Here is a 14199-nt window from a genome sequence, read left to right on the forward strand (position 1 = left end):
ACAGTATAATCCCTGCAATTATTACAATACAATTATTCGCTAAAACGAGCATAAGGATTCGTTTAGAATTGTCATGCCACTGGTTTTAACCAAAGTCATTTTACAAACTGCTTCAAACAATATCTAGAAGTTACGCCTGACAGCATGCTAAAGGGTTTGAACGGTTATACCAAAAGAAGCAAGGAAGGAGGGATACTAGCCACCACTTCCTGCTTCTTTGAAGTAAACTAATCAGGAGTAGTGGAGACACCTATCCCTGTATTTTACGTTTGAGTGCTTCATATGCTTTGCAGCTCACGGGAACTTTTACCCCGCATGCTGCTGCAAGACGGCATATTTCACCACCAAACATTTCAACTTCACTGGTAACCCCCGCTTGGATGTCTCTTTTAAGAGAACTAGTGCCTTCATCTTTCATGACCCACATAATTTTCATACTTCGCTCAACGATGTCTTCGGGTTGAGAAATTCCAAGTGCTTTAGCAACCTTGGCCGTTTCCTCCGCTAGGGTTCGTACCATTTGAACTTTCTCAGAGTCAGCACGCAACTCCCCAGCATTGATTCCATAAAGGGCCGTCACAACAGAAAAAGCACAATTAAAATTATACTTTGCCCAAATATCAGCCTCCGCATCAGGACTCACTACACATTCTATACCACTTTTCTGTAAAATATTTGCCAATTGCCGTAAATTTGTTTCTGCTTTTGAGTCTAAATTTTCGCTTCCAACAATGATTTTATTATACTTGTCCTTTTGCTCAATGACTCCTGGCGCAATCGCTTCTGACGTCACGTAAATACAACCATCTAAAACAATACCTTTACCAAGTAAACTTTTGAGTTTGCGACTGCTGCTCACACCGTTGAGTAGTGGTATAACTAGCGTGTTGTCTCCGACCATAGGCATAATAGACTGATAAGCCGTTTCAATGGAATAACCTTTTACACAAACGAATACTGCGTCAACATTACCAATCTCAGATCCATCCTGGGTAATCATTCGAGGTTGTACAACAAAAGAGCCATGTAGATCACTATGCACCTGCAATCCTTTCGTACGTATCTTTTCCAGTGTTGCACCGCGTGCTAAATACGATATATTTTCTCCCGCTCTTGCCAATAGCCCTCCGATATATCCGCCGATTCCCCCTATGCCAATCACTGCTAATTTCAATTCCAACATCTCCTTTTAAAAAATCATACTAAGAATTCTCACAAGCGACATTTTTGATCGGTGAAGCTGTGCAATTAATTATAATAATACTAATCAAAATCATGATTCCACCTATAATTTGAGCTGGGAAAATGCTTTCTGCTAATAAAAAATGACCGCTAAGCACGCCAATAATTGACATCAGGTTTAGATAAAGTGTTGTGATTGTAACATCAAGTTTACTTAAAGCATAGATATATAAAAAATAACCGAGAGCAGAGCAGCAAATCCCAAGATATAAAATATTCCCCAGAGCATTCCATGAAAATAAATGCCATTGATGATATTCAAACAAGGAAAGAGGAATTAAAAACAAGGTACCAAACAAAGTTTGGTAGGTCGTCAAAAATAAACCCGAGTATTTACCATTCAGTGATTTATTAAGCAGTGTATACAAGGACCAGGAAAGCATAGCCCCAACAATGCAGAGATTCCCAAGAAAAGTCTGAGAAGAAAAGTCTAGTTTCCCATTAGCTGTAATTGCCAAATACGCTCCAGACATTGCGCCTATAATTCCGATGGATTGGATCAGCGGCAATTTTGTCTTAAAGACAAGCACATCCAATGCAATCGCAAGAATTGGAATGATCGCCGTAATCAAAGCAGCACTTGACGCTGTGGTGAGACTAATTCCCGTATTTTCAAGATAAAAATATAGAGTTATACCGAAGAACCCTGCAATCGTCATTTTTCCCAAATCACAGCGTTGTAGCTTAGCAGCTGGTTCTTTCTTCTTTGTAAGTAAAAATAAAATTGTACTGGCAATCATGAAACGTAACAAGGCTAATGTAATCGGAGGCACTTCACTTACCGCGGTTTTGATACTGATAAATGACATGCCCCACAAAGTGACTGTAACAAGCATTGCCAGATTGGCAAGAATTTTATCAGCCGCAAGAAGTTTCATGTTGGTTTTAACTTTTTCTAAGAATATTTGCATTGATTTTTTTCTTCCTCCAAAGCGCGAATTTACTTCTCGAAAATCTATCTAGATGAGATAAATGTTTATCATCACTCTTAAAGTTACTATTAGACTTATGTATTAGCATATTAAAACGAATTGGCATTGTCAATAAAGGGTTTTTCTATTACAAACTATTTTCATACTGCATTTCCGATACGATAAAAATAAAAAAACCACCTACCGGTAAGATAGACGGTTCTTTTACTTATTAGATATTTGTACTTTTACTTTTTTGCCGCAATTGGGGCATTTGCCTCTGCCTTGAGGACTAAGAATAACGCTGCATCCGCATTGAGTATGAACCAACAAGTACAACACCTCCTTGGAGATTACTAAAATAGCATCTGCTATTGGATTTATTATACTACAAAATTATTAAATAATGTTGTTAGCATCTTGTTAATTTTTTAAAGACAAAACAGAACGATATAGACATGGATACTAGCGGTAGTCGATTTCTCTCTGTCGCTTCTATACCGATCTGCCATTTTACATATTAAAATAAATATGTGACAAAATTGTGACGAAAATATATCAGTCTATTTTATTAAAGATAAACGACTTAATATAATCTCAATGCGCTAAATTTACTTAACTACTTGACCTCTATGCGATTTGGTAAATATTATAAAAAACAAATTCACTTTTACTAGTTTTTTGAAGGAATATAAAAAACTCCGACGAATTTTTACAATAAAATCCTTTAATTACATTTTTATACTTAAATATTTCTTTGATAATTTTACAAAAAATTATCAGAATCTCAATTGCCTACAGCTTATGACAATGATAATCTTTCTTATCCTACCTATGAGCTTGTATGTCCAACATTATGAAAAAGCACACCTTAATGTCAGGTAGAATTTCGTAATTGATCACGAATTAGTACCATTTACTGGGAGGAATGATTTATGGCAACTTCGAATGACCCAATGTATCATTTAGGAATCAACTTAGGGCATGACCGTTCAGCAGCAATCGTAAGTAAAGGTAAAATTGAAATTGCAATACAGCAAGAACGACTAGATAGGACAAAAAACAGTATCGGCTTTTTACATCAATCATTAGGAGATTGTAGAAACATTCAAATTCCCCATGAAGCAATTCAATATTGCCTACGAAAACACAATATTAAAATAAATGATCTTTCTAGTATTACAGCCAATATGCCTGGAATAGATTATTCAAAAGACATCTTGGAAAGAATCTTCCCAAAAGAATTCTCTGATAAAATCTGTATGATTCCAAGTCATCATTTATCTCATGCTTACTCTGCCTACTGGCCATCTGGTTTTGAAGATGCAATTATTCTCGTTGCCGACGCTTCAGGCAGTGCTGACAAAGAGGGTTTTACAGAATCATATAGCTTGTATATTGCAAATGGTACCGAGATAAAATTGTTGCATAGTGAAAAGGTAAAAGCATATTTGGCTTCACTTTCCACCCTTGGTTCTATATATGAGTTGATTACAAAATTGGCTGGTTTTTCAACTACTATTGGAGAAAATCTTGCAATACCAGAGGCAGGAAAACTTATGGGACTAGCTCCCTATGGAACTTATTGCGATCAATGGCATAAGTGGCTGCATACTAAACCAGAAAGTTACAGTATCAATATTTCTGCCTATGACTTGTTTCTAGAGGTAGAGGCATTAAAGAAATTATATGATGATGGTAAAGGAAAGGCTTACCTTAGACCATATATTGTAGATTTGGCATATAAGATTCAATCCGAATTAGAAAAGGCATTGTTACATATTGTTGAACTTGCAATTAAGCAAACAAACTGTAAAAAGCTTTGCTGTGCAGGAGGAGTGGCTTTAAATTCAGTTGTCAATTATAAACTTCTAACAAAACTTAATTTAGAAGATATCTTTATTTTCCCTGCAGCTGGAGATGCAGGTATCGCTGCAGGGAATGCACTTTGGGCATATCATACTATCGAAAAAGGTAACCTTCGCCCCAAACTGGAGAAAGCAGCTCTTGGAAGAGAGTATACGGAAAATGAAATCGAATCAGCTCTTCATAAATTCGAAAATGAAATCATTGTAGAAAAACTTTCTTATCATAGCATGGTTGCAACGTGTGCAGTGCAGATGTCCAAAGGTAATATCATTGCAAGGTTTGAAGGCGGATCAGAGTTTGGCCCAAGAGCGCTAGGGCATCGATCCATCATTGCTGATCCAACTTTTAAAAAAATGAAAGACATCGTGAATTATAGAGTGAAATTCAGAGAAGCTTTTAGACCATTTGCACCCGTAATACCTTTGGAAGAAATATCTACAGTATTTGAGCAAACTGTAGCATGCCCATTCATGCTATTAGTTGCTACTATCAAAAAACAATACCATGATCAAATTCCTTCTGTTACTCACCATGATGGTACAGGTAGGGTTCAAACCGTTACATCGGAACATAACATTTTTTTTTATGATTTGTGTTACAGCATGGTTAAAGAAAGAGAGGGTTGTCCTGTTATTTTAAATACAAGCTTCAATATAGCTGGTCAACCGATTATTGAAACACCAGAAGAAGCAATCAGTACTTTTCTTGCGACTGATATCGATTTTCTTAGTCTTGAAAATTATTGGATCAAGAAAAAGCATTCACCTGTATTAAGTTATGAAGAGCATTTGGTTCAATTGCAGGAACCTGAATATCCTCATGGTTTAGCAGAAGCAAGAATCAATGTTACTAGCTTAATGAATATGCTAGATAAAGCAATTTTTTATGGCAACACAGAGGACTCTTATTGGTCAATAAATGAATTAAAAAAGATTTCTTCCCTGGGAGCGATATATAAGGAAACATCGGTTCTCTTTGCTAAGAATCCACTTGGCCGCCATTTTTCAGCACAATTAAGTAAAGATCTACTGCTCTTATTGGATCCACTGGGAATGTCAGAAATAAAAGATTTAACTGACCGAATTCCTTCAAAATACTATACATATGAAGAAATACGCCTAATAATGCTTTGTTATAAAGGCACAGAAGCCGAACTTGAAGAATTGAGGCTAGAGTTAAGCTTATCTGAAAAGGCCTTTAGAGCAAGATTAGAGTGGGCCTACAAGCAGTTCAATAGGTATAACTTGCCTTATAAGATGCTAAGAAGTGAAAGTGACAGTACCAATTGTAAACCTACAAAGATGACTCTGGGACAGTTTGCCGATGAATCTTTTCATTTATACAATATGCTTAAACAATTTAATGCTAGTCTTACAATGTATGGCTATTCAGAAAGTAATATTTGTAAATTACTTGATATTGAGACCCTACAAAGTATCGAGCCAACTTATATCCATTACTATAATAAGCATCAACTTGGTCAAGGAACACTAGAAGACTTGCTCAGATTATTTTTGCTGCGCGATTCTTTAAGCAAAGAAAGAATTATAGAAATGCTCGGAGAGCATTGTTTCCAGAATCTTTGTAACTTAGGGATCATTATTTCAAGGGGACATTCCTTTGCCTCAAGAGTTGACATCTATTGTGTGAATGATTTTTTTATTGCTACCGACCATCGATACATGATTTATGAGGAAGACATGATTCAAGAAAATCCAGTTATGTATATTGGGATGGATAGTTTAGGTTTGGTACATACGGTACCGAAATATCCATCAAAAAATACACTTGATTTATGTACTGGATCTGGCATCCAGGCAATTACAGCCAGCTGCTATTCAAAGAAAGTTGTGGGAATAGACATCAATCCACGGGCTATACGTTTTGCCAGATTTAATGCACAACTTAATGGAATATCAAATATAACATTTGCTGAAGGTAATCTTTACACACCTATTGGTAAGGAAAAGTTTGATACGATACTAGCCAATCCTCCTTTTGTTCCAAGTCCCGATAATAACTTAGATTTTAGAGATGGAGGCAATAATGGTGAAAAATTATTAGAAGTAATTGTAAAAAACGCTGATGTACACCTGAGCAATGCAGGAAAGCTTTTTATTGTTACTGATTTAGTGAATGTTCACCAATATGAGGAGAAATTGAACCAATGGTGGGGAGAAACAAAGGCAGATAAGTTAATACTAACTACCGCTGATAGAAATGATGTTTTATTTTCGATACCTCATTGCCATTATCCTTTTAAGCAGACAATTGAGCAATACAACAAAGAGTTGGATATGTGGATACAGAATTTTAATTACTCAAATATATCGTCAGTAAACTTTGGTTACATTTTAATCAAAAAAGGGGGGAGCAGTTTTTATTCAAAATCTATTTATAATCCTACTCAGGGAATTAATGAGAAGCTCACCGAATATTTTGAACAAATTAATATGTTGCACTCCGTAGAGTGGGAAGACTTAGCTCTATATCTATCTAATGACCTGCATATAAAAATTGACTACTCGTTTAGTACTGCTAATGATAAAACATTCTATTTATATTCAAAGAATCAATTTTATAGCGAATATTTAATTGATAAAAATTTATTTAATATTCTGGAACAAATTGCTGAAAAAGAACCTTTACTAGAAGAATTTGCTGATAAAAATTACATTGTTGACTTAATTTATAAAGGTCTAATTAAAATTAAACGTAAAAAACAGCACACTCACGATTTGGATTGCTATGAATGTAAGGAAGCTGCTGCTAGCTTAAGTTCTTCTATGAATTCAGCCTCCCCCAGAGACATCTACATCAAGGAGTTTCAAACAAAAACAACACCAACATGTCTTACATCCTATATAAGACAATAATACCGTACTATTCGCAGAAAAATATAGGCTTGATAGAAAGTGAATGACCTTCTATCTATTTGCATAAATGAATAATTCTCCAATAATGTTAGAATGAGTTTTTTCAAGTATATTTCAAAAGCAGTATGATCACGAAACTTTGTAACATACAGACACCGCTTAGAAAGCTACATGCTTTGTTTTAGAGGCATTTTAAAGTCATAACCCTGCTTATCAAAAGAAGTGCATAATTTATATTTGCTTCAATTACTGCTTCTAACAATGGATCACATTGTTGTGTGAGATTTTTGTACTTATATAATTTTGCATTAGTATAATATTTGGAGGTTTCTTATGTTACAACAACTTATAAAAAAATTTATAATGACTGAACAATTTAAAATTCATCCTCAGTTTAGAATTCTCACCATTATAAATAAAGACCTAAAGTATCTTTATGTAAGTGAGATGGCAGCAAAATATCTAAACTTAAAACCAATTGATATGATAGGTAGAAGTTGGAGAGATCTTGAGTCTGACTTACCATCTGAAGATTTTGAGCGATTGGATGAGAAAATAAAAGAGGTTTTTAATACTGGAGCCATTGTTTTTGATACTTATATAAGTATTTCTAAAATAAATGGACAACACCCTTCCTTCGAATATTTGCTAGCTCCTATTTTTACACCTAACGGAGACATTGAAGCAGTGATATGCTATATTGCAGAGAGCAAATTATCAGAGGTACCTACTTCTAATCAAATTACAACGATTAGCGATTTAGTTAAGTTATGCCCTATGGCAATTTTTATAGTTGATAAAGAAGGGAAAATACTTACTGTAACTAAAGAATGTGTAAAAGATTTTTCCTCTAACCAATCTGAGGTTAATGGAAAAAAATATCAACTATGTGAGCAGGCAACTTCTGATGGAAAGAGCCAAGAAAAACAGCAACAGCTTTTAAACCAGTATTTAACAGAGAATAAAAAACTAAATCAATTAATTGAGTTATGCCCTTTAGGAATTGTTTTATACGATAATAAAGGCAATGTTATTGCATTAAATAAAGCTCATCGTGAACGTATATCAAATTTCCGAAAAGAAGAATTTCTGGGTAAGCCAGGGCGATATCTTTTAGAAGCACTTGGATTTGATTGGGAAAACTCACCTTGTAATCAAGCAATACATGGAGTAGAAACTTTGGATTATTATCTGAAGAACGCATATGGTAATTGTTATTTACTGAATGCAATTCCGCTTCGTAATTACGAGAATACAATTATTGGTGCCATGACAATCATCCATGATATTACTGAATATGAAAAACTCAAAGAAGACATGACAAAACTTGACCGCTTAAATTTAGTAGGAGAAATGGCAGCTGGAGTAGCCCATGAAATCAGAAACCCTATGACAGTGATAAAAGGTTATCTGCAATTTCTTAGTAAAAATGTTTCTGACAGTATGGTCGAACAGTTTTATCTTATTTTATGTGAATTAGAACGAATCGAACAGATTATTACTGATTTTTTATCTTTGGCGCGAAATAAGCTTGTAGAAAATAAGAAACAAGAATTAAATTCTATCATAAAAGGAATTCTTCCACTTATAGCAACTAACGCAATGGAGCAAGACATCGAGCTGAAAGTTAATCTGGCCGAAGGTTTACCTCATCTTTTACTAAATGAAAAAGAAATTAAGCAATTGCTTTTAAATCTTGCAAGGAATGGCATCGAAGCTATGGACCATCACGGAACGCTATGCATTGAGAGTATCATTGAGGGTGATATGGTATCCTTATCTGTTGCTGATTGCGGTTGCGGGATCTGCAAAGAGAATCAGGAAAAAATATTTGATCCATTCTTCACTACAAAGGAAAGCGGTACTGGCTTGGGACTTTCTGTTTGTGCAGGAATTGTACGACGCCATAACGGAACTATAGAGGTAGAATCGGAAGAAGGCAAGGGAACTCGATTCATCATTACCTTCAATGCGTTAGATGCAAGATAAAACAACTTTTGTTCAGGTAATGATTCTTGCTTGAATCATTAATGCTAGTGTATTAACAAGTGTTAAATTTTTCTTTATATATCGTATGATAAACCCAAAGCCCATTGACCAATAACAATCCCCCCGTAAAGAAAAACACATAACGAATACCAAATGCGCCTGCCATTTGTCCACCTAACACTGAACCTATAAAAACCCCAAAGAATTGCGCTGATTGATTGTAGCCCAAAGCTCGACCCGTGATGATCTGTGGCGTACTTTGTGCAATAAGACTGTTAACAGAAGGCAGCAATCCCGCCGTAGCCAGCCCTAACAGGAAACGAAGTGCACCTAACTCCCAAGGATGCTCTACAAAAGCCTGAGGAATGAATAGTGCCCCCGCCACAAGTAATGCTGCCAATAACACTTTTTGCGGTCCAATTCGATCAGAAATCTTCCCTAGCCTAGGAGCCGAGATTATACTTGCTAGACCTGAAGCAGCAAATACCGCACCTGAAATAAGAGCGATATGATTCGTACCTGAAGATAATTGAGCAATATATACCGTAATAATCGGCTGTATAGACATAAGTGCCAGCTGCATGACTAAGGTAGTAATGAATAAACACACCGTTACCTTATGGCTGGGAAGAAGCTCCCAAACTTCATGAAAGTTAAGGTTGCATTGCTTTTTAGCGATAATTTCACTTTCTTGAATGAATAAAAAGGATGCAATAAAAGCAATAAAACACATACAGCCAATTGATATGAAGGTTGCCCGAAATCCTATAATTTCTGCTAAATACCCACCAAACAATGGCCCAAGTAAAGTCCCTCCAACTTGTCCACTAAAAAGGATCCCCATTGCCCATCCAACCTGCTCGTTAGGTGTTTGCGTCGCAATTAATGTAATGGCTGCTGATTGAAAACCAGAGAGGGCTCCTTGAAAAATTCTCAAACCCGTTAGCTGATACACATTATCCACAAATCCCATACAAGTCACGATTATCGATAACCAAAGACTCGCTCTTAAAATCATAGATTTTCGTCCATATTTGTCGGCATATTTCCCCCAAATAGGAGCAAAAATTGCAAGACTTATAAAGTTACTTCCAAAAACAATCCCCGACCATTTCGCAATCGCAGCTGCACCATGGATTCCAAGATGTTCGATATAAAGAGGAAGTGCTGGAGCCATCTGGCTCATCCCCAAAGACACAATAAATACTGCAAACCAACAAACATATAAATTTTTCTTCCAAATCTCCATAAAACACCTGCATTATTCTACATTTTATTTTAAAGACTCATTTAGTCTACTCTTCTTTATTCAATTAAATTCTTAGGTTTCCTTCAGCAAAAGATCATATTTGTGGATAACTCTGTGAATAAAGTGTGGATTTTTGTGGATAACTTGATTTAAATGCTCTCAGCGCTTTCTATATTTAACGATAGCAGCTACATCAACCAGTATCCCCAGGGCGAGACGCCATTATGGTTATTATTCAAAGAAATAAGTGATATAGCCTTAGATTAGGATCCTTTCTGCAGCAATTATTATAAAAGATCCTTCTAGCAAATCGCCAGAAGGATTTAAAATTTAACTGAGATCTTCTTTTTTAAAACCAATAACGAATGCCATGCTAATCATACACCAATAAACCATGAGTTCAGACCATTCTTCTAACACCTGTGAATAAGGATGCAGTACCAAAATCAAATTTCTTTCAAAAATAAGCTGCGAAGCTATAGCAGCTACGATTAAAAGAATTCCATCAATAGCCGGTATACTCAGCCTTTGTTTCATATTAGCCCAGTTAAAATTGCGCCACAGACCAATTAACGTGACAATAAAAACTACCGTGAGAATTGGATAGACATATTGCCCATACCAGACTGCACGAATAGACGGAAACATAGGCCCTTCTGGTCCAGTACTTACTGGATCAAAAAATACCCGCCCCCAGCTCAGTTCGCGGCCAGCCATGAGTAACCAGACAAGTATCGACCACAGCCACAGATTCCGAAATTGTCGATCATCATAATTTTGACGTGCGACCAGCCAGGATAATATTGCCCCGGCAATTAAAATAACCACTTGCGTATTTTCTATCGGACCATTTTCCCAGCCCCACCACCCTGGCAGAAAAAGTCCAGCTGGAAACAGCATCACTGCCAATAGTAAAGATACCCAAGTTGATGGAAACACTCGCCATGTAACCAGTTTTTTTGTTGGGGTTGGCATTAGACATCCTCTCCTTTTAACAAAAATAAGATATATATCCATAGATATCTCGACTACTACTCTATTCATTCAAGAAGTGCATGGTAAACGTTAGTCACCATAAACGAACAGCATTCTAAGATAAGCTTCATTCTACTTGTCATCCCTTGGAAACAGATTTGATGCACTGTATACTCACACATAACACAATCCCCTCTCCTCTTAACCTAAAAACTCCTGAATTGAAAAGCTGGCATTATCAATCTTCCGTTGTCACTTTATCCTTTTGAACAAAAGATGGCTATCTAGCATAGAATAAGTTTGAAGGAGTTGACCGGAATGGAAAAATATATCGTTGTGAATCTTACCAGCCTTCGTGTTTCTTACTACGAAGATGATGCTTTAATCACAGAATATTCTGTAGGTATTGGTAAAACCGACACCCCTACTCCGCCAGGAACTTATCAGGTTATTGAAAAGCTGGTATTTGAACAATTAGCAGCTATCGATCTTGGTTCACGCAGGTTAGTTTTATCTTCAGCTAAAACATGCTTGCACGGCTCATGGAACGGTCCGGTAGAAGGTTATGTATCTGGCGGGTGTGTTCGCATGTACAATCAGGATATTGAAGAGCTATTTGAAAAAGTCGAAATTGGCACACCAGTAATTATGATATCATAGTCCTAACAAAAACTGTTCATAATTCTAAAAATAAAAAAATAAGCATGTGAGATCTCCATGATTTCTGCATGCTTATTTTTTCATTATAATCATTCTTTTGATGTTCTAATTCTTCTAGTATGTCCTCTGCATTCATAAAACTATTAGTATAATTAATAATTATACTAATAGTTTTTATGGATCGTCTATGCATTTCCCTACCTGACAATCAACGTCTTACCCTATAGGCAAAATTTCACAGGTCAATATGTTTTTTTCTATCGCTTACTGTTGTTACGGACATTATATGCATAATCTCGGATACATGCCATTCTTGACACCTCTTATGCCGGATTTGAATAAACTAAAATAATCAAAGAAATCGATCCTAAATGGGAGGGATACGCATGGGATTCGCTAATGGCTGGGGTCTTTGGTTTATTTTGATAATAATTATCTTCTTCTTCCTTTTTTGGTCTTGTGGCAGTTGGTAATAATTATATTAATCAATACATTCCCTTATAACCACGTTCCAACCAAACGTGGTTTATTTTTTATATTTATTTTTGGATTTTTTTTACATTTTCGTTCTAAACTTTCCTAACAATGCATATATTTTATAAGGGCAGAGTTTCGGCCTCTGCCCTTAAACCGAATATGGGAGGTGACTATAATGCGTCTTGAGACGAAACGCTTCAACCTAAACGTCTCAGACTGGCTGCTACTAGTCTTGCTACGCATTATTGCCGAATTGTTCACCTAATTGCTCCCATTATTCTAGCCGAGCGCCCTTGTTAACGCAAGGGCGCTCAATGATTTATCATACGCTTATTATATTCAAATTAGAACCCTTGCTAAAAATAAAATATAGCTCTGTCTCTGCAATTATATAAAATCCATAATTTAATGATGCAGTATAGTTTCCCAATCACAAAAAAATCCCCAGACCGAAGTCCGGGGATAGATATAGAATTTAACCATCAAACATTTTATATGTGAATAATACAAATAAAAGCACCATTACCAGAAGAATCGGTATTGGAATTCGGTCATCAGTACGATCAATTTTAAATAAATCAATAAAGGACATCGTAGTAATCCTCCCTTAAGATATTTTGCTTAAATAAAACATATCATGACTATATAGTCATTGTTTTTAAATTTTTGTAAATTTATCTGTCTAAAAAATAGTCTACAATCATCATCTGAAAAAAACCTGAAAGGACTATTGGCACCTCTTTAATAAAATTAACAACTACCATACCAGAACGAACTCATCAGGAAGCCTAGATATCACTTTGTGAGCAAATACCCGCCAACAGCCGTCCCAATAATCCATCCCATTCGTTCCTTTTTGCGCGCAGATTTTTCTTTGTCCAATTCTTTTTTATGTATTACAGCCTGTTTTTCAAGTTCTTGATTAGCAATCAGTCTTGCTTGCGCATTTGCCATGTCAGTAACATCTATCTTTGTAGTAGAAGACGTAGAAAATCTCAGCTCTCCATTCTCGCCTATCTTAACGTCAGGCTGACCGGATACGTTAGGCACTTCAACTTCTTGCCCATTCACTATAGCAATAACCTTGCCTTGACGCTCTATAAATTGAAGGATAGCTCCCTCTTGGCTTGATGTTTGCACGGCTACCTCTCTGATCGTTTCCGTCTTGGTATTTATAATTTGAGGTGGCAGCGTGACAACGGTTTGCGTATTGCCGTTCTGCACTTGATCAATAGTGTGCTGCTTCCACTGCTGGTATTCTTGCCTGCACCAAAATAAAAGAGCAAGTATAACAACCAACCCCAGCATATATTCCCAATTGCTTGAGATAAACAACTTGCTTTCATTTAGATTGATCATATCGATAAACCTCCCACATAATCAGTGATTCCCCTAGCAATTGCCCTGGCATATCGATCTTGCCAAGCAGGATTTGCTAATAACTGTCCTTCTTCCTCATTTGAAATAAAAGCCGTCTCAACTAGGCATGCTGGTGCATCGGTATACATAAGCACGTAGAAACGGCTTTCCTTATCTGGATCGCCATCAGTGTAATCGGTTCGTCCTACTCGGTCAGGAAATTCATCTGCAACCTGGTTAAATATTTTTGTTGCTAAAATATCCCCCTGAGTTTGCCCTGGCGAAGTCCAAATTTCGTAACCCTGTGCTGAGGAGCTTCCTGCGCTATTGCAATGCAGGCTAACAAACAAGTCGGCTCTCCAAGAGTTTGATAAATTCGTACGGTAACTTAAATCATCGGTTTCTGACTGCTCATCCTGAGTCCTAGTCAACATAACTTCATACCCTACCGCTTGCAGGTATCGCTGAACCATCAATGCCATTGATAAGACTACATCGGATTCTCTTACCCCTGTAAAGGGCGATACAGCCCCTGGATCTGTCAATCTTCCTGCATGGCCTGGATCAATACAAATTCTCATATAAACTCCTC

Annotated in this window: 9 protein-coding genes; 3 read left to right on the forward strand and 6 right to left on the reverse strand. The window is 36.4% G+C overall.

Annotated features, from left to right (window positions below; genetic code table 11):
* Positions 1-250: 250 nt before the first annotated feature.
* Together BMZ99_RS03300 and BMZ99_RS03305 are read right to left on the reverse strand one after the other, a co-directional pair.
* Positions 251-1174, reverse strand: coding sequence for a ketopantoate reductase family protein (locus tag BMZ99_RS03300; RefSeq protein WP_090932910.1), 924 nt, complete (start codon positions 1172-1174; stop codon positions 251-253).
* Between the two features lie 28 nt (positions 1175-1202).
* Positions 1203-2153: a DMT family transporter gene (locus tag BMZ99_RS03305; protein ID WP_090932912.1), complete on the reverse strand. Its 951-nt coding sequence runs from the start codon at positions 2151-2153 to the stop codon at positions 1203-1205.
* A gap of 935 nt (positions 2154-3088) precedes the next feature.
* Between BMZ99_RS03305 and BMZ99_RS03310 the strand changes: the two genes are divergently transcribed.
* The gene (locus BMZ99_RS03310; protein ID WP_090932914.1) at positions 3089-6898 is read left to right on the forward strand and encodes a carbamoyltransferase C-terminal domain-containing protein; all 3810 of its coding nucleotides are present in this window, start codon (positions 3089-3091) and stop codon (positions 6896-6898) included.
* A 333-nt stretch (positions 6899-7231) separates the two neighbouring features.
* The gene (locus tag BMZ99_RS03315) at positions 7232-8887 is read left to right on the forward strand and encodes an ATP-binding protein (protein WP_090932916.1); all 1656 of its coding nucleotides are present in this window, start codon (positions 7232-7234) and stop codon (positions 8885-8887) included.
* A gap of 52 nt (positions 8888-8939) precedes the next feature.
* Here BMZ99_RS03315 and BMZ99_RS03320 read toward each other — a convergent pair whose 3' ends face one another.
* Positions 8940-10136, reverse strand: coding sequence for an MFS transporter (locus tag BMZ99_RS03320; protein WP_090932918.1), 1197 nt, complete (start codon positions 10134-10136; stop codon positions 8940-8942).
* Positions 10137-10466: 330 nt separating this feature from the next.
* A complete protein-coding gene (locus BMZ99_RS03325; protein ID WP_090932920.1) occupies positions 10467-11111 on the reverse strand; it encodes a hypothetical protein in 645 nt (214 codons plus the stop codon).
* Between the two features lie 300 nt (positions 11112-11411).
* Between BMZ99_RS03325 and BMZ99_RS03330 the strand changes: the two genes are divergently transcribed.
* Positions 11412-11771: a L,D-transpeptidase gene (locus BMZ99_RS03330; protein WP_245754794.1), complete on the forward strand. Its 360-nt coding sequence runs from the start codon at positions 11412-11414 to the stop codon at positions 11769-11771.
* A 1272-nt stretch (positions 11772-13043) separates the two neighbouring features.
* Here BMZ99_RS03330 and BMZ99_RS03335 read toward each other — a convergent pair.
* A complete protein-coding gene (locus BMZ99_RS03335; protein ID WP_090932923.1) occupies positions 13044-13607 on the reverse strand; it encodes a hypothetical protein in 564 nt (187 codons plus the stop codon).
* Positions 13604-14188 carry an N-acetylmuramoyl-L-alanine amidase family protein gene (locus tag BMZ99_RS03340; RefSeq protein WP_090932925.1) on the reverse strand — a complete coding sequence of 195 codons (585 nt, stop codon included), beginning with the start codon at positions 14186-14188 and terminating at the stop codon, positions 13604-13606. Before BMZ99_RS03340 ends, BMZ99_RS03335 begins: the two co-directional genes overlap by 4 nt.
* Between the last annotated feature and the right edge of the window lie 11 nt (positions 14189-14199).

Source organism: Pelosinus propionicus DSM 13327, from assembly GCF_900114615.1.
GTDB lineage: Bacteria > Bacillota > Negativicutes > DSM-13327 > DSM-13327 > Pelosinus > Pelosinus propionicus.

Coding starts and splice junctions, on each gene's coding strand:
- BMZ99_RS03305 (WP_090932912.1), bottom strand. CDS start 2,153: ATGCAAATATTCTTAGAAAAAGTTAAAACCAACATGAAACTTCTTGCG.
- BMZ99_RS03310 (WP_090932914.1), top strand. CDS start 3,089: ATGGCAACTTCGAATGACCCAATGTATCATTTAGGAATCAACTTAGGG.
- BMZ99_RS03315 (WP_090932916.1), top strand. CDS start 7,232: ATGTTACAACAACTTATAAAAAAATTTATAATGACTGAACAATTTAAA.
- BMZ99_RS03320 (WP_090932918.1), bottom strand. CDS start 10,136: ATGGAGATTTGGAAGAAAAATTTATATGTTTGTTGGTTTGCAGTATTT.
- BMZ99_RS03325 (WP_090932920.1), bottom strand. CDS start 11,111: ATGCCAACCCCAACAAAAAAACTGGTTACATGGCGAGTGTTTCCATCA.
- BMZ99_RS03335 (WP_090932923.1), bottom strand. CDS start 13,607: ATGATCAATCTAAATGAAAGCAAGTTGTTTATCTCAAGCAATTGGGAA.
- BMZ99_RS03340 (WP_090932925.1), bottom strand. CDS start 14,188: ATGAGAATTTGTATTGATCCAGGCCATGCAGGAAGATTGACAGATCCA.